At 45.0% G+C, this 24044-nt stretch carries 22 protein-coding genes; 6 read left to right on the forward strand and 16 right to left on the reverse strand.

All coding sequences use genetic code 11. The features are described 5' to 3' along the window. Nucleotides 1–39: 39 nt before the first annotated feature. Nucleotides 40–750, reverse strand: coding sequence for an alpha/beta hydrolase (locus VX941_07185; protein MEE2933193.1), 711 nt, complete (start codon nucleotides 748–750; stop codon nucleotides 40–42). 177 nt (nucleotides 751–927) lie between these two features. Here VX941_07185 and VX941_07190 point away from each other — a divergent pair, with 177 nt between their 5' ends. Continuing rightward, complete coding sequence (locus VX941_07190; GenBank protein ID MEE2933194.1) at nucleotides 928–1575, forward strand: hypothetical protein; 648 nt, start codon at nucleotides 928–930, stop codon at nucleotides 1573–1575. A gap of 276 nt (nucleotides 1576–1851) precedes the next feature. Further along, nucleotides 1852–2889 carry an Ldh family oxidoreductase gene (locus VX941_07195; GenBank protein MEE2933195.1) on the forward strand — a complete coding sequence of 346 codons (1038 nt, stop codon included), beginning with the start codon at nucleotides 1852–1854 and terminating at the stop codon, nucleotides 2887–2889. Between the two features lie 57 nt (nucleotides 2890–2946). On the opposite strand, the gene VX941_07200 is transcribed toward VX941_07195, so the two are convergent. The 10 genes from VX941_07200 to VX941_07245 form a co-directional block, all read right to left on the reverse strand. After that, the gene (locus VX941_07200; protein MEE2933196.1) at nucleotides 2947–4587 is read right to left on the reverse strand and encodes a choline dehydrogenase; all 1641 of its coding nucleotides are present in this window, start codon (nucleotides 4585–4587) and stop codon (nucleotides 2947–2949) included. Nucleotides 4588–4662: 75 nt separating this feature from the next. Then, nucleotides 4663–5706 carry a D-2-hydroxyacid dehydrogenase gene (locus tag VX941_07205; GenBank protein MEE2933197.1) on the reverse strand — a complete coding sequence of 348 codons (1044 nt, stop codon included), beginning with the start codon at nucleotides 5704–5706 and terminating at the stop codon, nucleotides 4663–4665. A gap of 29 nt (nucleotides 5707–5735) precedes the next feature. Beyond that, the gene (gene comE, locus VX941_07210) at nucleotides 5736–6296 is read right to left on the reverse strand and encodes a sulfopyruvate decarboxylase subunit beta (protein ID MEE2933198.1); all 561 of its coding nucleotides are present in this window, start codon (nucleotides 6294–6296) and stop codon (nucleotides 5736–5738) included. Continuing rightward, nucleotides 6296–6793, reverse strand: a complete 498-nt coding sequence (gene comD, locus VX941_07215; protein MEE2933199.1) for a sulfopyruvate decarboxylase subunit alpha — start codon at nucleotides 6791–6793, stop codon at nucleotides 6296–6298. Before comD ends, comE begins: the two co-directional genes overlap by 1 nt. A gap of 377 nt (nucleotides 6794–7170) precedes the next feature. After that, on the reverse strand, nucleotides 7171–8580 hold the full coding sequence (gene glnA, locus VX941_07220; protein ID MEE2933200.1) for a type I glutamate--ammonia ligase: 1410 nt from the start codon (nucleotides 8578–8580) through the stop codon (nucleotides 7171–7173). 112 nt (nucleotides 8581–8692) lie between these two features. Next, on the reverse strand, nucleotides 8693–9031 hold the full coding sequence (locus VX941_07225) for a P-II family nitrogen regulator (GenBank protein ID MEE2933201.1): 339 nt from the start codon (nucleotides 9029–9031) through the stop codon (nucleotides 8693–8695). A 181-nt stretch (nucleotides 9032–9212) separates the two neighbouring features. Then, complete coding sequence (locus tag VX941_07230) at nucleotides 9213–11513, reverse strand: molybdopterin-dependent oxidoreductase (GenBank protein ID MEE2933202.1); 2301 nt, start codon at nucleotides 11511–11513, stop codon at nucleotides 9213–9215. A 204-nt stretch (nucleotides 11514–11717) separates the two neighbouring features. After that, nucleotides 11718–12539, reverse strand: coding sequence for a type I methionyl aminopeptidase (gene map, locus VX941_07235; protein MEE2933203.1), 822 nt, complete (start codon nucleotides 12537–12539; stop codon nucleotides 11718–11720). A 61-nt stretch (nucleotides 12540–12600) separates the two neighbouring features. Then, a complete protein-coding gene (gene sfsA, locus VX941_07240) occupies nucleotides 12601–13299 on the reverse strand; it encodes a DNA/RNA nuclease SfsA (GenBank protein ID MEE2933204.1) in 699 nt (232 codons plus the stop codon). Between the two features lie 208 nt (nucleotides 13300–13507). Further along, complete coding sequence (locus VX941_07245; protein ID MEE2933205.1) at nucleotides 13508–14728, reverse strand: CoA transferase; 1221 nt, start codon at nucleotides 14726–14728, stop codon at nucleotides 13508–13510. Nucleotides 14729–14950: 222 nt separating this feature from the next. Here VX941_07245 and VX941_07250 point away from each other — a divergent pair, with 222 nt between their 5' ends. After that, nucleotides 14951–15772 carry a phosphosulfolactate synthase gene (locus tag VX941_07250; protein MEE2933206.1) on the forward strand — a complete coding sequence of 274 codons (822 nt, stop codon included), beginning with the start codon at nucleotides 14951–14953 and terminating at the stop codon, nucleotides 15770–15772. Between the two features lie 4 nt (nucleotides 15773–15776). Next, nucleotides 15777–16835: an Ldh family oxidoreductase gene (locus VX941_07255; GenBank protein ID MEE2933207.1), complete on the forward strand. Its 1059-nt coding sequence runs from the start codon at nucleotides 15777–15779 to the stop codon at nucleotides 16833–16835. Nucleotides 16836–16838: 3 nt separating this feature from the next. Here the strand turns inward: VX941_07255 and VX941_07260 are convergent, their stop codons facing one another. Then, a complete protein-coding gene (locus VX941_07260) occupies nucleotides 16839–18401 on the reverse strand; it encodes a gamma-glutamyltransferase (GenBank protein ID MEE2933208.1) in 1563 nt (520 codons plus the stop codon). Nucleotides 18402–18482: 81 nt separating this feature from the next. Here VX941_07260 and VX941_07265 point away from each other — a divergent pair, with 81 nt between their 5' ends. Next, a complete protein-coding gene (locus tag VX941_07265) occupies nucleotides 18483–19883 on the forward strand; it encodes an MmgE/PrpD family protein (GenBank protein ID MEE2933209.1) in 1401 nt (466 codons plus the stop codon). Here the strand turns inward: VX941_07265 and queC are convergent. Together queC and VX941_07275 are read right to left on the reverse strand one after the other, a co-directional pair. Next, nucleotides 19867–20616, reverse strand: coding sequence for a 7-cyano-7-deazaguanine synthase QueC (queC, locus tag VX941_07270; protein ID MEE2933210.1), 750 nt, complete (start codon nucleotides 20614–20616; stop codon nucleotides 19867–19869). The two genes, VX941_07265 and queC, sit on opposite strands and share 17 nt — an antisense overlap. Next, complete coding sequence (locus tag VX941_07275) at nucleotides 20613–21548, reverse strand: bifunctional enoyl-CoA hydratase/phosphate acetyltransferase (protein ID MEE2933211.1); 936 nt, start codon at nucleotides 21546–21548, stop codon at nucleotides 20613–20615. The genes queC and VX941_07275 overlap by 4 nt, the downstream gene beginning before the upstream one ends. A 133-nt stretch (nucleotides 21549–21681) precedes the next feature. Between VX941_07275 and VX941_07280 the strand changes: the two genes are divergently transcribed. Beyond that, complete coding sequence (locus tag VX941_07280; GenBank protein ID MEE2933212.1) at nucleotides 21682–22992, forward strand: aminotransferase class III-fold pyridoxal phosphate-dependent enzyme; 1311 nt, start codon at nucleotides 21682–21684, stop codon at nucleotides 22990–22992. Nucleotides 22993–22995: 3 nt separating this feature from the next. On the opposite strand, the gene VX941_07285 is transcribed toward VX941_07280, so the two are convergent. Together VX941_07285 and VX941_07290 are read right to left on the reverse strand one after the other, a co-directional pair. Next, nucleotides 22996–23370 (reverse strand): cyclophilin-like fold protein, encoded by a 375-nt coding sequence (locus VX941_07285; protein ID MEE2933213.1) that lies wholly within the window; start codon nucleotides 23368–23370, stop codon nucleotides 22996–22998. Further along, nucleotides 23367–24008: an ABC transporter substrate-binding protein gene (locus VX941_07290; GenBank protein MEE2933214.1), complete on the reverse strand. Its 642-nt coding sequence runs from the start codon at nucleotides 24006–24008 to the stop codon at nucleotides 23367–23369. Before VX941_07290 ends, VX941_07285 begins: the two co-directional genes overlap by 4 nt. Nucleotides 24009–24044 lie beyond the last annotated feature (36 nt).

Genomic DNA, 24044 nt, shown 5'->3' on the forward strand with positions numbered 1-24044 from the left:
GGCTCGTCGCATTGCATCGTGATGACTTCGCCAAAGAAATCATAAGGTTGCCACAAATTTTTCGATTATCGGGTTTACAGTCGAAGGAGCCTCGGTCGTTGGAAAATGCCCAGCATTTTTCAATTCTATGTATTGGGATCCTGGGACTTGCTTGTGAATTTCGGCTTCGTAGTTTGGTGGGTTGCCGTGATCATTGAGACCACGAATAAGTAAAAGCTTTGGCCGTAAGGATTCAATGCGGTCGCGCACGTCAAAACAGTCAATAGCTTTCAGGTCATGATATTGTGAGACTGGTCCTACCTGCTTATGGCGCTGCAGTAGTTTTCTTCTCAACGCCTTTGGCACGGCATGCATAGCTCTAACTTGGAAATCAATCCATTCTTGATAGCTTTTTTTATTCTCCACAGCATTAAGACGCATCTGGTAGGTGTTTTTTTCTCGGACTTTTGGTCTCATAGCAACAGTCATCAATATCAGGCCAGCAACTTCATCTGGATAGTCCAGGCCATATTGCAGCGAAATTGATGCGCCGAGCGTATATCCACATAGGACAAGGTTGGATTTTGCCCCGTGGGCCCAGATCCAACCGCGAACCCAATCAGTATAACGTTCTATATTAAAGCATCGGGTTCCTTCTAAATGTCCAGGCAAGTCGGGTGCCAAAGCATCGGGGAAATAATCTAACTGGTTGACGAATGCATCAGAGCACCCACCCGCACCCGGGCCATGGATAAAAACTAGCTTTGGCATCTTACTATCCTTTCAGACGGGGAATATTATGACGAACCAATGCATCTATAATGGAAAAAGACTCCTAATAACGAGCTTAATATTTATACTCCTTCAAAATTTGAGCATAGGCTGCCTGATCGAAAAGTTTACCGAAATGCCACCTGGTGCTAACGTTATAATCTTTTGGAGAATAATATGGGTGTGAATTTTGCCTGTCATAGGATCGATTGTGTGCCAAGACGTTGGAAGGATGCTGCAGGCTCGATCGTCACTGATGGAGTTGAAAGAATACAAAAAGCAGGTGGATCCTTGTACGGCGTATGGCGCAGCCAGATTGGCTTGCCGCGCGACACAGTAATTGCGATTACAATTTGGCCTGACATCGAATCTGCATCTGAACATGCGAGCTTGCTTGACAGAGGATTGGCTACAGTGCGGGCGTCGGGGTATGAAATTTTACATCCAACCTCTCGTCCAAAAAATGATGAACCGCCAGAACGCCAAGGTAACTACGCATTTCGCTGGTTTGAGACGCCGACAGATAAATATGATGAATTTATGGAGCTGTGCATTGCGGCTTGGCCGGATTTCGAAAGTTCTTATGACTCGCAAGTCATTGGGTTGTGGAAGGTTAATGGAGAAGGACCAACGGTGCGCAGCTTGCTTTTGACGCGCAGGCCCGATCTCGCGATGTGGGAACGTTCTAAGATACCTGCTAACGAGATTGAATTTGAAATGCGCGAAAAGCTTAACCGCCGCTATGACTTATGCGATTGGACAGTTGTAAACACAATGACACTAATCACTGCGACGGATAGTCAGGATAAGGTGCGTTGGGCTTGAACTAGTCATGTCTAAAAAAATAAGGAAAGGCGGCTTAGGCTTTGAATACTCGTTAATCAAAAAGCCAATCCTTTATTTGGGCGGCACTCAGATTGGAGCTTAAGGAAATGCGACAATACTGAGTGCCAAGGTCGTAAAGGTGCGGGCCGGGATCTGGGTATTCAGTTAATTTTGCAAAATGTAATAGTCACGTAGGCTCATCTCATCTCGGCGATAACACAATCGAGCACACAAGTCTTAAGTAGATGGCTTAACTAATTATTCGAGGCCCTTGATATGGTGATTTTAAAAAAAGGAACTTCTTTACGCGTCTCCTCAGATAACCTTCGTGCTTTAGCTGAGACAATATTTCAAAAACGCGGTGTGCCAAAGAAAGACGCGGTTTTAGTAGCAGATATATTGATAGAGGCTAACTTACGTGGGCATGACTCCCATGGCGTTATTCGTATACCAAACTGGATTAAAGGATTGGACTGTGGTGCTCTTAAACCAGCATGTCAGCCCTCAGTTGTTCGAGACAAAGGTGCAACCGCTTTGCTACATGGTGATAGTGGTCTTGGGCCTGTGGTTGCAAAAAAAGCAACAGATCTCGTACTTCAAAAGGCTAAAAACTTTGGTGTTGGGTTAGTAAGTGTGCGTAAAGCATCGCATATTGGCATTTTGCAATATTACTCTCAGTGGCTTGCCGAAAATGGCGTGATAGGAATAGTGCTAACAAACACGGAGCCTGGTGTAGCCCCTTTTGGGAGCCGACAACAAATACTCGGCACCAATCCTTTAACTATTTCTGTACCCTCGGCAGGTACTCCGTACCTGGTAGATATGTCAACAAGTGTTGCGGCTCGTGGCAAGATTGTTAACGCTCTCGAGCGTGGTGAGAGTATTCCAGATGGGTGGGCTATTGATGAAAAGGGTAATCCAACCACAAATCCAACAGACGCATTGAAAGGAGCCTTATTACCCGCGGGTGGGGCAAAAGGGTCGGCCTTAGCGATAATGATCGATTTTTTAGCAGGAGGGTTGGCCGGTGGTTCCGTAGGTACGAAAGTAAGCGGAACTATGAATACTGATCAAGAAATTACAAAAGGAGATATGTTTCTTGCTATCGATCCTGGCTCGATCGGCTCTAAACGTAGGTTTATCGGCTGCGTAGAAGAATTAGCATCCGAAATACATCACAGTCAGCCTTTGCCAGGTGCAGAAATGGTTTTAATGCCCGGCGAGTTCGAACAAATACAAAAAAAGAAGAACTTAAGATGCGGGATCGACATTACAAAAAAACTGCTGGCTGAAATACAAAAGCTTGCAGAGTGACATGTTTATTTTCCCACTTTTAAAAGGATAATAGGCTATGCAGTCTGACTATCGATTTTAGAAATCCCTAAAAGCCGGCGCTGCAGGTTTTCCAAGCAACATATCCGCTGCTTTTTCAGCGATCATGATTGTTGGCGCATTCGTATTTCCACCAATCTGTAGAGGCATAACAGAGGCGTCGACTACACGCAGACCTCTTATTCCATTAACGCGAAGCTGCGTATCGACCACCGCCATTGGATCATCGTCAGGTCCCATAGCGCACGTGCGAACAGGATGGTAAACTGTAGCACAATTATTTCGGACATACTGTTTTAACTCGTTGTCCATTACAATTTCCTTCCCTGGCCGTAATTCAGGGCCGCGCACCGCGTCGAAAGCGTGAGATGCAAGTATGCGACGCGTTACTTTTATACCGGCAACCAAAGCATCTAGATCTCGTTCATCGCTCAGAAAATTTGGATCTATAAGCGGTGATGATTTTGGATCAGTATCGGCTATAGACACAGACCCCAAGCTTTTTGGATGCATTAATGATACATTGCAGCTGTAACCATGCCCGTAGGTTAGTTTGCGCCCACCACGGGCCCTAACGGCGGGCGCAAAACCAATTTGTATATTTGGCCGGTCTAAGTTAGGCTTTGTTTTAATATAGCCTGTTGCTTCATTGATATTACTAGCAATCATCCCAGACCGGTTGAGAAGATAATCAATTCCGTGATAGACTAGTTTAGGTAAAGCTTTAAACGAAATACCATAACCCGCGATGCTCGCTGTTTGTGTAACCACACTTACAGCAATATGGTCTTGCAGGTTCTTACCAACCCCTGGGACCGACGAATTAATTGCTATGCCGTGTTTCTTCAGTTCCTCAGGATCACCAATTCCAGAACGCATAAGCACTGTGGGCGACACTATTGAGCCGCATGAAATCAGCACCTCGCGATTGGCGTAAATGATTTGTTGCTCTCCATGCTGCAAAAATTCAACGCCTGTCGCCTTGCCATCTTGAATTAAAACCTTATTCACGTGTGCCTGAGTGAGGATTTTGAGGTTCTGTCTTCTCCGTACGGGGTCCAGGTAGGCCTTCGCCGCAGACCATCGTTTACCATTTTTTATCGTTACTTGCCTTTCACCGAAGCCCTCCTGATCGCCATCGTTAAAGTCAAGACGGCGAGGAAATTGCATAGAATCAGTTGCTTCGAAGAGCAGATTGAGCATCTTGTTTGGCTTCTTGACCCTACTTACATGTAGGGGCCCTGAGGTTCCATGTAGTGGATCATTTCGGAAAATTTCATTATTTTCTGAACGGATGAAGTAAGGGAGCACTTCACGATATGACCAACCAACGCAGCCCGCCTTATTAGCCCAATCATCATAATCGCGTTTATTGCCACGGGCATACACCATACCATTGATTGAGCTGGACCCGCCGATAACCCGACCTCGTGGGATTGATATTTTTCGGTTCGATGCGTTGGCTTGACCCGCAGTTTTGTAATTCCAATTCCATTTTTTATGATCGATCAGAAACATCACGCCTAAAGGTATATGAATTAGCGGTGAACTATCGCTAGCGCCCGCTTCAATTAGGCAGACGCTAGTCTTTGGGTTCTCGGAGAGCCGATTAGCAAGAACGCAGCCGGCAGAGCCACCCCCTACAATAACGAAGTCGAAGTTTTCAATAGAATCCGCCATCAAAGAGTCCTTTATTTCATTGGTCTATCAATTAAATTGATAGCGTTGTTGACATACCCAAAGTCTGGATTTTGACTAATAACCGGTTACCCAATCTATTTTATTAAGCATGGGTTCTCCTGCTATAAATGCTTTAAGATTTTTGCAAAAGACTTCAGTATGGCGTTTGTGATCTATATCGGACTTCCCAGAACAGTGAGGTGTTATAACAATCTTTGGGTGATTCCATAAAATAGGCGGTGGTGGATTCTCAAATTCACCAACATAGCAATCAAGGGCAGCCCCTCGGAGGTGCTCACAATTAAGTGCTTTAACCATGGCATCCTCATCAATAATTTCCCCACGTGCTATATTGACTATAACACCCCCAGGTTTGATGGCATTAAATGCATCCTCGTTTAACAGGTGATAGGTTTCTTTTGTCAATTGACAACAAACAGCGACGAAGTGACTTTCCGCGAGAAGCTCTAAAAGGCCTGACGGATTTTTTATTTTAGAGAATCCAGTTGGAAGGGCGCCCGACGTTGATCGTTTTGTGCCAACTACTCTCATTCCAAGTCTGTCAGCGAGTCGACCTAGTTGTGAACCTATACCACCAGCGCCGACAACACATAACGTTTTGCCTTCAATTAACAAGGATTGATATTTCGATTTGTTGAAGTTTTGTTGTGCACAATCCTGTTTAGCGATATGAAAATTTTTTGAAAAGTGAAGCAAGCCAGCCAATGCAAACTCAGCAATGGCAAGGGTGTTTCCGTAACCCCGTGACGTGGTAACGATTACGTCACTCTCCCACAGGTCGCTTTTAAGAAGATTGTTTGCGCCAGCTGGTTGCTGATGGAACCATTTCAGCTTAGGCGACCGGCGGCGCATATCCAACGGGTATGGCCATCCGCCGAAAATTACATCAGCATCTGCCAAAAGAGCATCCCGTTCTGACCGTGTGGCGCAGCCTGATGCTTGAGGTGCAAGGTAGTTATCACAGCAGAACGCTGGCCACGTATCCCGGATTTCTCCATCAAAGTAACCAGGTGCCATAATAAGTTCAACAGCTGGATGAGTGGAGAGGATATTTTGTTGTTCTGCCTCCGACAGATTCAGTAATGCGAGGATCTTCATAAATTTAACAGGGCAAACTGGTTGTGTTTCTAATTGCGTGCCTTGACTTCAGTCATAAAACGATCGCGAATGGAAACGGGGTGAGTCAGGATATTAGGAACAGGAACATTTCCACTCTCACATTTACAAACAATTATGGTCATTTGCTTTCCCTTAAGAGCCTTGCCAACCTCTTCCGCAGCCTCCTCTCCTTGGCATTCTACAACGTTTGCGCAGCCGCAAGCTTTCGCGACCTTGGATAAAGATGTCTTCTTTCCTGCATAGGTTGGTTGATCACCCGTCGACCCATAGGAACCATTGTCTATGATTAATAGAGTGAAGTTGTCTGCTGGATTATTTGCTATAGTGGCTAGTGTGCCAAAATTTGTAAGTACAGAGCCATCACCATCAATTGCTAGCACGGGTGCACTTTGGTTGAGAGCTAGGCCAAGGCCTATGGATGAACAAAGGCCCATCGTTCCAAGCATATAGAAGTTGGACGGCTGATCATCGTGCATAAATAATTCCTGAGAAGGTAGGCCAATGTTGCATATAACAAGTTCGTCGGTAATAACCGGTATTAGGGATTTGGTAACTTCGCTCCGTATCATTATGCTGCACTCCAAAAGCTTGCGTCGGCCAAAATGGCAGTGGGCTTGCTTGCCATAAATGTGTGATTTAGAATTGCACTTAATTCTTCAATGTCACTAGCCTTATGAAAATGATATGACGGAATATTCATTTGTTGAAGAATTGGTTTAGTGTGCATCGCCATTTCCACTTGACATGCCACCTTTTCACCGACCTCTCCACGGTAGCTAATCAGCATAGGCAGAGGCATCTGGTAATATTGTATTAAGGCAGCAAGTGAATTAACTGTAACTCCTAGGGCTGTGTTTTGCATAATTATGCATGGCCTGGTGCCTCCTAGAAAAGCTCCTGCACAAAGTCCCATCCCTTCTGCCTCATGATTGCATGGAACGTGATGAATTTGATCATGCTTCTCAACTGCCTCGATCACGCCGGACAGTTGTTTGCATGGCACAGTCGTTACAAATCCAATCTCGTTATCAATAAAATCATTAACGATACGTTCGCTTATATCCATTTCTGCCCCAGCCAGTTTTTCTATTTTTAGTAATAAGTTCTCCTCTACAACCTTTTGTATACACGGGCAATAACAAGCTCGCAAATATCGTTTCAACGAACTGTTGGATGCTTAACAATCTTAAATGCTACTAAGTATGTAAAAGTTTAGTTGGTGGTCGCAGATTCAGTGTTTAGGCTCTGTCATGTAGATGTGCGACATTCTATTAAACAGCCGTTGATATGAATGGTAAAAATGGGCTGCCATTTTTTATAGAAAGCAAAGCGCCTAATGCTCTAGTCCAAATGCGCTAGAACCCGATAATGTAAAAAACCCGCGAAGTGCAAGCTTCGCGGGTTTTCAATGCTTTTTACTATTTTGTATTGTACAAAAGGTTTTCAAACACTGTAGTACATTTCAAATTCGATTGGATGCGGCGCTTGCTCGAACGCCAATGTCTCTTCTTCCCTTAGGCTTATGTACGCATCAATTTGGTCGTTGGTCATTACATCACCAGAGGTAAGGAAGTCACGATCGTTGTCCAACGCTGCTAACGCCTCTCTAAGTGAAGCGCACACAGTTGGAACACCCTCCAGTTCTTCGGGAGGCAGATCGTAAAGATCTTTATCCATGGGATCACCTGGGTCGATCTTATTCTGAATGCCATCAATCCCAGCCATGAGCATTGCGGAGAAAGCTAAATATGGATTAGCGGAGGGGTCGGGAAAGCGCACTTCTATGCGTTTACCCTTTGGACTTTCAACGTATGGAATACGGCAAGATGCAGATCTATTTCTTGATGAGTATGCCAGCAGTACAGGCGCCTCAAAACCTGGAATTAACCTTTTGTAACTGTTAGTTGTGGGGTTAGTAAAGGCGTTGATAGCACGGGCATGTTTTATAATGCCGCCTATGTAGTGCAGCGCTGTTTCGGATAGATCTGCATACCCTGTGCCGGCGAAGGTAGTATCCCCATCTTTCCAAATCGACTGATGGCAGTGCATGCCAGAACCATTATCGTTGTATACCGGCTTTGGCATAAAGGTAGCAGTCTTACCGGACTCATGCGCTACCATGTGGACGCACCACTTGTATAATTGCATGTTATCGGCAGTCCGTAAAAGTGTACCAAACAACATACCAAGCTCATGCTGTGAGGGGGCAACTTCATGATGATGTTTCTCCATTGGCACGCCCATCTCATGGAGGGTTGATACCATTCGTGCCCTTAGATCAGTGTTATTGTCGACTGGTGGTACAGGAAAATATCCACCCTTCGCCTTTGGACGGTGACCAATATTCCCTTCAAACATTTCTGTGCCGTTATTATAGGGTCCTTCATTCTCATCTATCATGTAGAATGAATGGTTTTGATCAGTTTGAAAGCGAACGTCATCAAAGCAAAAAAATTCTGCCTCTGGTCCAAAATAGGTCGTATCGCCAATTCCAGTAGATTTAAGATAAGCTTCCGCTTTTTCGGCAGTGGAGCGAGGGCAACGATCATATGCTTGACCGGTTGTAGGTTCCTTAACAGAGCAAAAGAGTATCAGCTGTGGTTGTTCTGTAAACGGATCCATGACTGCAGTCGATAGATCCGGCTTTAAATTCATGTCTGATTCATTTATCGCTTTCCAACCCGCAATTGATGATCCGTCGAACATGATGCCCTCGGATAAAAGGTCCCCATCAACTGTTGAAACATGCTGTGCGGTATGCTGCCATTTTCCACGCGGATCAGTAAATCGAAAATCAACATATTGAACATCGTTTTCTTTAATTAATTTAAGTACATTTTCTATTTCGGACATGGTGTTTTAAACTCTCTCTTAGGTTTTGTTTTGCTGAAGACCATTTTAAATTTAGGTATAGATCATACTAGAAGGTTAAACACACAGGGCGCACTTTGGCTTTGACAAAAAATCAGATCGCATCTGCCCCTATCTCGCCTGTTCTTATTCTAATAACATCGTTTACCGTTGAAATAAAAATCTTTCCATCGCCAATACGACCTGTTTCAGCGGCAGCCTTGATTGCTTCAACCGCCCTTTCAACGTCATTATCTTCCAGCACCACTTCTAATTTTACCTTGGGTAAAAAATCTACAACATACTCAGCTCCTCGGTATAATTCGGTATGCCCCTTCTGACGGCCAAATCCTTTTGCTTCTAAAACGGTAATACCTTGAATGCCGACATCTTGAAGAGCTTCCTTAACTTCATCCAACTTAAAAGGCTTTATGATTGCTTCAATCTTTTTCATAAAAACTTCTATCTTTCATTCCTGTTTACGCACCATAAATTTATGGCGCTTGGTAGCTGGACACTAGCTATATGAAGCATCTTGCGTGCCAACTCATAAGAGATTGTTTCTAAACAAAAAAAATTGGCCTATGCGAGATGGTGAAAAAAAAGTGACTAAATAATTATCAATTGTCTAAATTTTATTCAATAGGAGGTCTTTTGAAGATAGTTACGCCCGGCGCTGTACCGACAAACTTTTCTACCTGTACTAGCGTTGAATGAGCCGTTGGTCCTTGAGCGAGTTTCGATGTTCCGCGGTCAGGCGTAAGCACATTGGGGTTTCCATGAACCTCGAGACTGCCCGGCTGACCCGGTATTAGTGGATCATACCATGCTCCAGTAGATAGTTCTACAACGCTCGGACGTATGGAGGTACAGATCAGTGCGCCAGCAAGTATCGCGCCACGATTGTTGAATACTTTCACTACATCTCCGGTTTGGATAGATCGAAATGCTGCATCTTGGGGGTTGATACGTAACGGCTCGCGGCCCGCAATTTTTGTTTCTTGACTGATTTTCGAATAATCTAATTGTGCATGTAGCCTATCACGAGGTTGATTAGAAACCATATGGAGTGGAAATTCTTCAGCTAGTTTACTACCAAGCCACTCCGTTGGCTCTAGCCACGTAGGGTGCCCTGGGCAATCATCATATCCAAAGCTATCTATGGTTTCAGAAAAGATTTCAATTTTGCCAGATGGTGTTTTGCGTTTGAATTTTGAGGGGTTTAAACGAAAATCTTCCATGGCCACAAACGGCTTATTCGGGGCCGGTATTTCCACAAAACCTCGAGACCAAAACTCATCAAAGGTAGGCAAAATTATATCTTTTTTAACAGCATTATGGCAAGCAATGTCATATATTTTTTTGATCCAATCTTGCTCGCTTCTCCCTTCAGTAAAATTATCTCTCAGTCCCAAGCCCTCAGCAATATCAGAAAATATATCAAAATCATTCCGAGCTTGATGCAAAGGTTCAACTAGTTTTTGCATCGCTATCCAAAATCGATCACGGCCGCTAGCGCCGATATCATTGCGCTCCATTGTGGAGGTCGCAGGAAGTACGATATCAGCGTGCCGCGCAGTCGAAGTCCACCAGGGTTCGTGAACGATTATCGTCTCAGGCTTGCGCCATGCTTGTAGTAAACGGTTAAGGTCTTGGTGATGATGGAAGGGATTACCACCGCACCAATACACTAACCGTATGTGGGGATATTTGCGTTGAGTTCCATTAAAATTATAGCGTGTGCCAGGATTGAGTAACATATCGGCGATCCTCGCGACCGGGATATAGCTTTTGGTGGGATTATCTCCCATACTCATGGTGGGTGCTGACAAGGTTAAATGAGGGTTACCATAACCGTTCATGCTCCCGTATCCGCATCCAAATCCATTCCCTGGAAGTCCGATGCGGCCCAACATTGCGGCCAAAGTGATTGTCATCCAATAGGCTTGTTCGCCGTGATCTGTCCTTTGTAAAGCATAGGCACATCCGAGCATGGTATTTTTTTTCGCCATCTCAATGGCTAATGCACGAATTTTTTGAGCGGGAATCTCTGAGATTTTAGCTGCCCATTCAGCGGTTTTAGGTACGTTATCTGTATATCCCATAAGATAGGAACTGAATTTATCAAAGCCGACACAATATTTGTTAAGGAACGCTCTGTTGTGAAGACGATTTTCAACTAATGTGTGCGCGAGTCCTAACATAATTGCCACGTCAGAGTTTGGGCGTGCCGGCCACCACTCGGCATTTAAGTAATCTGCGGTGTCATCTTGACAAGGCGCAACACTTACAAAACGCACCCCATTTTTCCGGAGCATCGGCAACCATTTATGTGTAGCGTGTTCACCTGCCCCTCCGGGCTCAACCTGTGTGTTCTTAAGTCCAACGCCCCCAAATGCAACAAAAAGTTCGCAATGCTGAGCGATGCCATCCCAAGAACTGAAAGGGCCGTAACCCCCCTGACCAATAACGCGAGGAAGGATTGCATGACCCGCGGCATTCGAGTAACTGTATACTTGGTCAGTGAAACCACCAAAGATATTGAGGAACCGTTTCAGTTGCGTTTTTGCATGATGAAAACGGCCAGCGCTCGACCAGCCATATGATCCACCAAAAATAGCTTCGTTCCCAAAGCATTTCTGCACACGACTTAATTCTGCCACAACTAAATCGATTGCTTGGTCCCACCCAATGGCAATAAATGAATCAGCACCACGATTTTCAGTGTTAGCGCCAAAACCGTTATCAAGCCAACTTTTACGAACCATGGGCTGGTGTATTCGGCATTCAGAATATAGTGCATCCTTTATTGATCCGATAATAGGCGATGGGTACGCATCTTTACAGAACGGTTGGACGTCGACTAATTTACCGTCACGCGTAGTTCCTTGAAAAGCCCCCCAATGGGAAGAATGCATCCTTGTACCATTTTTCAAGACGATAAACTCCTCAAAGCTAGTTTCATGTCCTTAGAAAATCAAAAACCGTTTTTTCCCTCCGCCGCAATATGGGGCTACCGTAGACAATTAAACGAGTTCTCGATTCCTCGTGCTACGAAAAAACTCCTACCATTATTCTTCTTTGGAGCGGTATATTTGCGAAAGTTTTCTATATTGTTGGAATGTTAAACGCACTGGAGCCTACACATAAGGCGGCATGGACCAGCCCTTTGGACTTTCAGTAAAAATCTCGAATCCTTCTGACGTGACAGCAACCGTATGTTCGAATTGTGCTGAGAGCTGGCGATCTTTGGTGACTGCAGTCCAACCATCTTGCAATATTTTTATATTAAATTTACCGGCATTTACCATTGGCTCGATAGTGAAAAACATACCCTCCTTAAGGATTACGCCCGTGCCGGACTGGCCGTAGTGTAAAATGCTGGGCGGTGCGTGAAATGTTTTTCCAATACCGTGACCGCAGAAGTCACGGACCAACGAAAATCGATGATCTTCCCCATGCTTTTGTATCGCTTGACCAACATCTCCTAATGTGGCTCCTGGTCTCACAACGTGAATGCCTTTCATCATTGCTTCATAGGTCACTTGGATTAGCTTCTTTGCGCGAACACCAACTCTCTCGCCGACGCAAAACATGCGGCTGGTATCCCCATGCCATCCATCGAGAATTACAGTTACGTCTATGTTAAGGGTATCACCATCTTTGAGGATTTTCTGAGGGTCCGGAATTCCATGACAGACAACATGGTTGACGGATGTGCAAATTGATTTTGGAAAACCTTTGTAATTAAGAGGGGCAGGAATTGCACCGTGGTCGATAATGAAATTATGGCACATGGTATCGAGTTTTTCCGTAGACACGCCCGGTAGAACATGCGGAGTAATAAAATCAAGAACTTCTGCGGCCAGTCTGCCAGCCTTACGCATGGCTTCATAATCTTCTGAAGTATGGATTAGTACTCCAATGGACTCTGGCTCTATTTTTAAATCCGTTTTGGTCATCTGATCTTATGCAACCTTATTACTGATCCCTCACGAATTTCCATGATGCACTTACAAAAACTCAACAATCAATGGGTATTTGACGCACAATTCTTATACTGGTAGGTGAGATATCACAGGCATAGCACACGGCCTCGACGCCAGCGTCTCGTGCTTCAAAAAAAGCCCTTGTGTAGGCGGGGTCGAGATCAGCAGCGAGCCTGAAAGAATTACAATCACCCCGTTGTACCAAGTAAAACATCAATGCTCGATTCCCATCCGCCCTCATGCATGCCAATTCACGAAGATGCTTCTCTCCACGTTTTGTTACTGCATCAGGAAATTCTGCATGATCTTTGCGTTTTAATGTAACATTTTTTACCTCGACGAAGCATGGTTTTTTGTCTGGTGCTTCAAGAAGAAGATCTATTCGACTATTAACGCCATACCTGACCTCACGGCGGATGTTTTTGTAGCCTCTTAATTGAGCTATTTCGTCCCCCTCAATCGCGGCTTCTACTATGCGGTTAGGATGAGAGGTATTTATACCAACAAGGTGTCCATCAGCTCGGACAAGTTCCCAGCGCCAATCGAGTTTAGCTTTTGGATTGGTGTTAGGTGACAACCATACTTCACTGCCTGGCTGCGTGAGGCCCAACATAGACCCCGAATTTGCACAATGTGCTACTACGTTTGTCCCATTCGGCAACAACATATCGCTTAGGAAACGTTTGTAACGTCTTACGAGCGTAGCTTTTTGTAGTGGTACTTTGAATTCCATAAAATCAAAACTTTTATATTAAAAGTTGGCCCTGTTTTGTTAAACGTGTTTCATTAGTTGGGAGTCTTATTCCTCAAATTAATACAGTATTTGAGACCGATGTACGTAACCACGGCCTTTTTAAAAAATCATAAGATCATTTGCTATTCATCCTCTCTAAGCCAAGAAAGTGCCGGGTAAAACTGGGATTTTCGCAAATATGTTTATATTAAATCACCTTTTTTTGCCGGAGTAGTTCTAAATCAGCCTCTTTTAAACCTAATATTTCTCCGTAAACCTCAGCATTATGCTGACCAAGAGCAGGCCCTAGCCATCTTATTGAACCGGGTGTCTCAGACAGTCGAGGCACGATATTTGGAACCGCCAATTTGTCTGCTCTTTCATCTTTCGGACGAGCGATATTTCCGCGGGCGGCATAGTGCTCATTTTCAAAGATTTCGTCGATCGATGCTACTATACCGCAGGGAACTTCGGCCGAATCGCAAAGTTTGATCAATTCTTTCTGACTATGTTGCAGAGTCCATTCGGTGACAATTTTATCAACATTTTCACGGTCATTCTCTCGTTGATTTATCGAGCCATATTTCCCTTGGTTTGCCAGTTCGCTGCTGCCCATTGCCTTTGCAAGGCGGGCAAAAATTTTGTCATTTGTGCATGCGATGGCAATCCATCGCCTATCTTTAGTCGGATAATGACTATGCGGACACACGTTCACCGTGGCTGCTCCCATGCGTTGACGGATATAACCATGTTTATCATATGCAGGCGCTATTTCATCAAGGATACGAAAGATTGGTTCATAGAGGCCGATATCAATAAATTGTCCGATGCCCGTTGCATCAGCGTGTTTTAACGCTGCCATAACTCCGAAGCCACCGAATATACCAGCAAGGTAATCAGCGAGGGTTGCAGATCCCGGGGTTGCTGGCGCCCCATTTGGCTCGCCAGCGAGAAAAGAAATTCCACCGAATGCATTCCCAATCCGACCAAATCCTGGCTTGCTGCTATAGGGGCCGGTTTGGCCGTAACCCGAGACACGCAGCATTACCATTTTAGGATTTATTTTATGCAAGGTTTTCCAACCCAATCCCCATTTTTCGAGTGTGCCGGGTTGAAAATTTTCTGTGATAACATCACACGTGCTAGCTAGCCGCTTGAATAAATTCGCACCCTCTTTTTTCTTTAAGTCGAGCGTAATTGATTTCTTATTTCTAGCCTCCGATAACCAAACCAAGGTATCCCCACAGTCATCGACGGTGCCTAATTTACGACAGGGGTCCCCCACGTCTGGCAACTCCACCTTTATTACCTCGGCTCCAAACTCAGCCATTAATGTCGCGCAAAAGGGTGAAGCAACGTATGTGGCTATATCCAATACGCGAAGACCTTGCAGAGGCCCATTTAGCGAGTAAGTGTTTGTCTTTGGCATAATACCCTCCAGCCTCTATATGTAGCGTATAGAATGGATCATGCCGAGGGTTTAAGCTATTTAGAAACAAATTCGAGTTCGCTAAGAAAATTAAAGTTGCTTTATCAAAAATGGGAAGCAGAGATATTTTCCATTTGCCCACACAATGAATATTGCTGTCGATATATTCTGTAGGTGTTTATGTATTGCAATTAATAGGCGATTTAAGTTCTAGGGGGAAACATGGGTGATATCGATACCGACATTAACGGCTATTTCGAATATGAGCGCTTGAAGGCGCCCACGCGTCAGGGCAAACCGAGGAAAACTGGGCTAACAGCAATGATTGATGTTGGGCCTAGTGATTTTGGTTGGACAGGCCCGAGAGGACTTCGGGACCTACTCGATTATGGGGCTGAGTTCGTCGATTACGCAAAAATATTTGCCATAAACGCTTTGGATTACCCCCCATCCTTAGTAAAGAAAATTGTGTACACTTACAGAGATTATGGTGTCATTCCCTTTGCTGGCGGGATTCTATTTGAAACAGCCTATCATCAGAATGCAGTTGATGAATTGATTACTCATCTTCGACGATTGGACATCGATATGCTTGAGTTGTCAGAAAATTATATAGAGTTAGAGAACGATGTTAGAAAGCAGCAAATTAATTTGTTGCAGGGTGCGGGTCTTACCGTAGTCTATGAGTTTGGCAGAAAAATACCTACGTCACCTCTCAGTATCGATTTTCTAGGATCAATGGTAGAGAGTATGATGGATTTGGGTGTAGATCATATCATTATAGAGCAAAGTGAGATTGACATGTTGGCATCCGAGAACCCCAAGGCTCTGCAGACACTTCCCAAACAATCTTGGTTTAAACACTGCGTGCTTGAGCCTGACCCATATTCTTTTCCGCAGCAACACATACAAATGATTAATGATTTTGGCCCAGATGTTAGCTTATGTAATGTGACTCCGGAACAGGTATTGAAATTGGAGGGCTTTCGTCGCGGGATCGGACGCCCCGTCCAATATTCTTTTCTCTCAGACAACCTAAAGTAATGATATGGTTGAAATGATTAGAGTGCCGGTTGAGGAATGTCGGACTATCTGCATTGAAGCTTACGAACGTAACGGCGTTGCACCCGAAATAGCCTCACTAGCAACGGACCAATTTATTTTATGTGATTTGCTTGGCATTCAGACACATGGAATACTGAGGTTGAGCCACTATATTGGACGGCTTCAGGCAGGAGGGATTGAACCAGCAACGGGTATAACTGTTGATCGAAAAACACCAGCAATGGCCATAGTAGATGGTGGAAATACCCTAGGAACGGCAGTTGCAGGTCGAGCTACTGAAGTTGCGATTGAAATTGCACAAGAAGTCGGTATTGCGTTTATAAGCGTCAAAAATAGTAACCACTTTGGAGCTAACGCCAGCTTTGGTTGGGGTGCTTGCGAAGCCGGAACGATCTTGTTGTCTGGCACTAATGGTTCACTAACGATGCCGGCAACTGGGGGAATGGCACAGGTCGTCGGCAACAATCCGATTGGTTATGCTGCCCCTCGAAAAGGTGGTAAACACTTTATCCTCGATTTTGCGCTAAGTGTCCAATCACGCGGCAAAATAAGACGTGCTGCAGAATTGGGCGAGCCTATTCCCGAAGGCTGGGGGCTTGACTCAAATGGCATGGATACGAAGGATGCGGCGAAGGTGTTGCAAGGATTTGTCCTGCCCGTTGGTGGACATAAAGGATATGGGCTTGCTTTGGCAGTAGATATGTTGACTGGTGTTTTGAGCGGAGGGAATTATGCACCATTAATCAAATCCCAGTTTTATGAACCGGATAAACCTTCGGGCATCTGCCACTATTTTATTTGTATTGATCCGGATAAACTAATCGGTCGTGACACGTTTCAAGCTCGTCTAGAGGACTACTGTTCGTGGATAAAGGAACAACCCTCAATCGATCCAAAAGTGCCCGTCCGAGTTCCTGGAGAAAGGGCTGCTGAGGCATATGCAGAGAATCTTCGCAAGGGTATATTGGTTGACTCTGATCACCATAAGCGCAATCAAGGCCTTGCCAAAGGCACTGTGAAAGGGGTTATTCCGGAGGGTTAATCGTCACACGGCAACAGTGGCTGAGGTGGGGGTCATGGGGTGTGTGAATCCTGCAAACTCCCCTGAAGGCTCAATTAATGCGATGTTAGGGCAGGCATATAATGTTGGGAAAACTGAATTTTCGCCAACTACGACAGGCATTCGTTTTTCTATCGCATCACGTATTTCTATCCCTAATTCTGGATCTACAGTGCATCGACCCTCTCCACTTACGTCAATGCGCGGTTGGTGGGCAGCGGCATCCAATTCCATTTCCAAAATTCCTATCATTGATATTAGCTGAAATACAGCCGGCATAATTCGCCGTCCACCAGATGCACCTATTGCGAAATAAGGTTTCCCATTCTTTTCTACGATTGCTGGGCACATATTGCAAAGTGCCCCTTTGTTTGGTGCAAGTGAATTTGGTTTGTTGGGGAGTGGGTTAAACCAGTATATGCCGTTATTCATGAGTATTCCGGTTTCTGGCAAGGTCACACGACTTCCGAAAACAGAGAGCAAAGTTTGCGTTAGGCTTACCAAATTCCCGTGTTTGTCCGCTATGCTGATATGAGTAGTGCATCCATTTGAGTCAATCGTATCACCCATGGTTGCTAGTCGCTCATTATATGCCTGCTCCAAAGAGCTAGCCCAACATGCGTAAGTTGATGCCTCTGGGGTGCCTTTTCTTTGCACCAAATCTGCGGCTAAATCCACTACACGCGCCATTGTAGGCCCTGCAGTCAGGTGCGGCGTTGCATGAACAGTTATGTCGCGGTAAGGAATTGCGAGACTATCGGTTTCTTGAGCATTATACTCGGACAGATCGGTCGCGGTTATGGTATTTCCACCATCCCTAAGGTCTGCAATTATCGTTTGAGCTATGTCACCACGGTAAAAATCATCCGCACCCGCTTCGGCAAGGCGTTCAAGTGTCATCGGCAACTTTCCTAGCGGCGATAGCGGAAGGTCCTGGCCCTGAATTGGTTGTAGTGGAAGGTCGTGAGCATCAAGATAAATTTCTCGTGATGTATTAAACTGCTTTAATTCCTTTGCCGCACCTAGACATCGAAGCGACATGCTCCAGGTGATTGGTAACCCGCGTTTTGCTAAATCAATTGCCGGCTGTAGAAGCTCTCTCCACGGCATTGTTGCGTAGCGAGCATGAGCTTTGGCAACACCTGCAATCTGTCCCGGTACCGCTATTGAGTGAAAACCAACGATATTTCGGTCTTCCAAAACACTTGGCCATGAAAAGAGGTCCCCGCTAGATAAATTCCCTTCTGCAAGAGGATAATAATCAGTATCAATTTCACTTGGCGAACGCATCCCAAAATGAAAAGTTCTGTAGTTTGTTGCTTCGTCGGCGAGGGCTACTTGCATATAGCCACCGCCACCAAGGCCGCTCATCCATGGCTCAACGACTGATACCGCAAAGGAGGTTGCGATCGCAGCATCAACGGCATTGCCGCCAGCGCGAAGAATTTCAGCGCCAACTTCTGAGGCCAGATAGTGCTGGCTGGATACGACGCCATTAGCCCCCCTAACAGTCTTTTTTTTTAATTCCCATTTTTGGTGATAAAGCAAAATCAGCATCCTTAAAAAATTCAAAGTATCTCGATTTTCGAATTTAAAGCCTATACTGTAGCGATAAAAAGGAGAAGCGATATGAATACAGCATCCGATGAACAGTCAGTCGCATTGTCGCCTACTTCGATTTTGGCAAAGTTTGCGAGCGGGCTTAGCTATGAGGACATAGACGATGCAAGCATAAACACGGCTCGGCGTCATACTTTAGACACAATAGGCGCAATTTTTGCCGGGAGTACACAACACGCAACTATTGCAGCTGCTAGAGCTTTTGATACTCTTTGTTTATCTGGATCGGTCCCGGTGCCAGGATTTGAAAAATGTTACGATCCCATGTCAGCCGCTTATGTCTCTGGCACTGCGGCGCATGGATTGGAACTTGATGATGGTTATCGCGCTGGATCGGTTCATCCGGGCTGTGTCGTAATTCCAGCCCTCATTAGCGCTGCCTCAATTGGGAAGTACGATGGCAAGCAGTTCATTAGTGCAGTGGTTGTAGGTTACGAAATTGTTTGTCGCCTTGCAGCTGCTATGCACCCTCATTCTCGGTATCGCGGATTTCACAATACACCGGTTATGGGGGTGATGGGAGCAGCGGCGGCTGTAGGAGCATTGCGCAACTTTAATGAACGTCAAATGGCTGATGCTCTTGGTATTGCTGCCAGCAGTGCTAGCGGAATCTTTGCATTTCTTCGTGGTGGAGGGGAGGTAAAGCGAACTCACCCAGGCCAAGCAGCGCGCGAGGGTTTGCAAGCGGCACTTAACGCCGAGCACGGTATGGTTGGTCCGAAAAATGTTCTGGAAATTGAGGAAGGCTACTTTGATACCTTTGCGGGGGATGTAAATTTAAGTGCTGTCCTAGATGGGCTTGAAGATGGACCGCGATCAGCAAAGCTTGTAATGGCGGGTTGCTACATCAAACCCTACGCCGCTTGTCGACACATACACCCAGGTATTGACGCAGTTGTCGATATTCGTACAGCTGAAAACATCGACCCAACAAAAGTGGCCAATGTAGATGTTGGCACCTACGAGATTGCTGTTGGGCATGCCAATGCCACTTACGAAGATATGCTTTCTGCACAAATGAGTTATCAGTTCTGCATTGCGACTGCTTTGGAGCGAGGTGCGGTAGACCTTGAACATTTCGATGAAAACGCAAGGTTTGAAAATAATGTTATCCGGCATGTCCCCAAAATACACGTATCTGTCGATAAAGAGTGCCATGATGCATATCCACGGTTAAGGGCAGCTAAGGTTACAATTGAAATGCAAGACGGGACCCGATTTAATCGGTCCGTCGAGGATCCTTATGGAAGCGCGGGTAATCCGCTTCCAGACGATGCGTTGCAAATTAAATTTAATGGTCTTGTTCGGCCTTTGACTGATGATATTAAGGCCCAAGAGATCGAAAGATTAATTTGGGGCATCAACGAACTCGACGATGTAGGTGATTTGCTGACTAAATTAAGCCCTTAAACAGAGAAAGAGATGGGTCGGTTTTTGCAGCCTCAGCGAAGCCTTTTGCGCGTAACTGGCAGCTGTCGCACTCACCACATGGTATTTTGCCGTCGTTATAACAGCTCCAACTTAGTTCGATGGGGGCATTATTTTTGAATGCTGTGCGAACGATATCTGCTTTGCTCATAGTAATCAGCGGTGTTTCAATGCGAAAAGGAATACTGTACTGAGCCCACAGTTTGCTGCCTTTTTGCAGGGTTTGAGCTGCTAATCTGTAAAACTCAGGCCGGCAGTCCGGATACCCGCTATAATCGATGGCGTTTGCAGCTATAAATATTGTTGCTCGCACATCTTGAGGTTGTGCGGCGCGTGTTTCGATCGCCGTTAGCGCCATACTCTCAAGGCGGGCTGCAGCAAGTGTTAAGAAAAATGTATTACGTAATGGCACATAGCTGATGGGGATGTCTGTCTCTATTTCCTCCTTGCTGCGTCCTTTTGGTAACTGATGCGCCGTTGAATTGGTCAGTGCAGAATGGTTTGCAAGCTCCTTATAAAAAGAAACATCTACGGTCACCTGAGTGATACCTAACTTCGAAGCTATTGCTTTTGCGGAGTTGATTTCATGCCTATGGTTTTGGCCATAGTCAAAAGTTAACGCTAAAAGTTCAATATCCTCTTTCACCGCCATAGAAGCGAGCGTTGTTGAGTCTAACCCGCCAGACAAGAGTATTATACCGAAATGATGTGTCATTTTCTCTTACTGGCTTTGCCTGCTTGGGCGACAATGTTAGCAAGAGCGGCAGAAGCAACTCGTGCCTCTGGCGGGTCAGCGCGACTTGTCAAAATTATTGGCACCTTGGCTCCTAGAACAATTCCGGCCGCACAGGCGCTCATGAAATAAACCATCATTTTGAAAAGTGCATTTCCAGTTTCGATATTTGGGACTAAAAGAATATCGGCATTTCCAGCGACCGGGTGGTCTATTTTTTTTAGGTTGGCAGCTTTGGTTGAAATTGCATTATCAAAAGCCAATGGCCCGAAAACTTGGCCGCCAGAAATTTCATTTACGGCTCTCTTAGTAATTTCTACTGCCTCAATACTGCTGGGCATACTTTTGATTGGCGACTCAGTTCCGGAGAGGACCGCGACTTTAGGGTTATCATTCCCCAATATATGGGAAAGGTCGATTGCATGCTGGGCTGCTTGAAGTCGGGTATCAATTGAGGGGGCTACATTAACTGCACCATCTGTGATCATGAGAGAATTATTATGCTCGGGTAGCGTCATGTGAAAGATGTGGGTTAAGCGGCGATCTGTTCGCAAGCCGGCCTCTCTTCTGAGGATGCCATGCATAAATTCGTCAGTGTGTACCTGGCCTTTCATCAGAGCTGCAACCTCTCCATTGCCGGCTAACACAGCGGCAACATCGGCGGTATCTTTATCCGTTTCGGTATGTATGATACGCTCCACGTTTATATCCCAATCTAAATCTTCAGCTATCTTTAGAATTTCAATTCTATGTCCAACAAATACGGGTGAAATAAGTTTCTGCTCTTGAGCAAGCTTTGCACTTTTCATTGGCAGCACGCTATGAGCCCCAACTATAGCTGTCGGTGTTGGGCTTAGTGAACCCGCTTGTTTCATCAAAGATACGGGACATTGATATGCATCTGTCTTAAGCATGATTGACTTTAGACGCCGAGATAAATTATTGCACCAAATTTTACCCCGTTATGATAAAAGACACTTTTATTACCTATCGGTTTTCTATCCTGTTACAAAAGATCACAGCGCCGTAAAACGGAGAAAAAGTTAGATGACTAACCTTGCGAATGATTTCCGTAATCATTGGATGCCATATACTGCTAACCGAGATTTTTCTGAAGCACCGCGGTTGGTTTCGGATGGGCAGGGTATACAATTAAGGAAAACGGATGGAGAGATTGTTCTTGATGCTGTTTCGGGTCTTTTTTGTACTCCTGCAGGATTGGGAAGAACTGAGATTGCAAACGCTGTCGCAAAGCAACTAGAGACGCTTTCGTATGTAACCAGTTTTCAACATGGGCATGGAAAATCATTCGATTTGGCAAGGCGTATAGCCAGCCTTACTCCCGGTGATTTAGATCATATTTTTTTCAGCAATTCTGGGTCAGAAGCAGTAGAAACGGCTTTAAAAATTGCACTTGCTTATCACGCTGCCAGGGGCGAATCCGGAAGAACACGACTTGTTGGGCGTGAAAGGGCGTACCACGGTGTCAACTTTGGTGGCCTATCTGTGGGCGGTATTGCGCGAAATAAGCATGGCTTCAGTTTGTCTCTGCCGGGGGTGCTTCATTTACGTCACACTTGGCTTGATGAAAATCGCTTTACCCGAGGCCAGCCAAAATCAGGGGTGGAGCTAGCAGATGATTTGCAAAGGTTTTGTGATACCCACGGCTCAAATTCCATAGCGGCATGTATTGTTGAGCCAGTAGCGGGGTCGACGGGCTGCTTGCCCCCACCGCTCGGATATCTTGAGCGGCTACGCAATATCTGCGACACAAATGGTATTCTGCTCATTTTTGACGAAGTTATTTGTGGCTTTGGTCGCATGGGCACAAATTTTGGATCGGATCGTTTCAAGGTTGTGCCAGATATGATTACCATGGCTAAGGCACTTACGAACGGAGCGATTCCAATGGGGGCCGTGGCCGTGGCCAGCAAAATTTACAATACGGTAATTGGTGAGGCTCCTGACAAATCAATAGAATTGTTCCATGGTTACACGTATACAGCTCACCCCGTTGCGTGTGCTGCGGCGCTGGCATCTCTTGATATATATGAAAGTGAAGGTCTTTTTGAAAGATCCGCCGCCCTCGAAAAGCCCTTCTTGGAGGAGTTATTTGCATTAGCAGATCTGCACTTAGTAAAAGACATTAGAGGAATAGGGATGCTTGGGGCGGTTGACTTGGATTGTGATGAAACCGTGGGTAAGCGTGGTCATCGTGCTTTGAAGGCGTTTTTTGATGCCGGAGTTTTAGTTAAAATGACCGGTGATACCATAATCATAGCGCCGCCATTTATTTCTAGTGAAGCCGATCTTGGCTCAATGTTTGGCAGAGTACGCAGCGTGCTTGAGAACATTTAGAGTTCATTCCGGCAAATTTATTGATACGAGCTCTCCAGGCTTTACTTGTGCCAAGTCAAAGACCTCAGTGCCTGCTTTCCCCCAAATGTTACATGGACTAGCAAGGCGTATTTCATTGCCGACTGAAATTGGTGTGGGTCCGAAGCCTATAGCAATCGCATTTCCGGCAGGCCAATAGGCTATCTCGCCGGGTACAACTATAGATTTTGCATTTGGTTCGAGGGTGGTTTCAACTGGCGTTGAAAAATAGACCTCTTCTCCCCACGTCATAGCTGAAGACGTGAATGGGAGACAAGCGAGAATTGATTTTGCCGTTTGGGTATCAAACGTTTCCACCTCAATAAAAATTTTGCTGAAAGATATCCGCAATCTCGTCATTTTGATTTGCTATTTTGAGCTTTAATGACAATGGTTTTTTCTTTTATGCGCTCTATTAAACCATTCAGGCCACTCTTTTTTGCAATTGCATTATATTCAGACCGTTTTGTTGCTAATTCACTGATACTACCTTTTAAAAAAATATCAATTATTTGCCAACCGCGCTCATTTTTGCGCAGAAGGTAATTTAGTTTTATTACAGATCCATCTTGCTTGACTAATTCAGTTTTTACTAGCTTTGTGCCACGAGGCCCATCTTGTTCATTTTTGCTCTCAATTTTTTCACCTGAATATCCATTGAAACGGTCTGCATAGGTGGCTATCGTGAAATCAGTAAACGCTTCTATTAAATTTTGTTTTGGGTTTTTTGTTAATTCTTTCCAAGGTTGCCCCACGGCATATTTTATCATGAAGGAGAAATCAAAAGCTTTTAAAAGCACGGGTTTGAGTGTTTCATAACGCCCACTATAATCTAAGCTCTTTGCATTTTTCATCACGTGTAACAGCGTCGAGTTAAAGTCCTTAATGACTTGTATTGCCGAGGGTTTTGTTGTGGTCTCTTTTGAAATGCACATGTTTGGAGCGATTAATAAAAAACTTAAAACCGCTGGTGCCCACAACTTTGTAATTTGTTTCATTAAATATATCCCAATCCCAATCTTGTTATACTCATA

This window comes from Pseudomonadota bacterium, from assembly GCA_036339585.1.
GTDB lineage: Bacteria > Pseudomonadota > Alphaproteobacteria > UBA8366 > UBA8366 > UBA8366.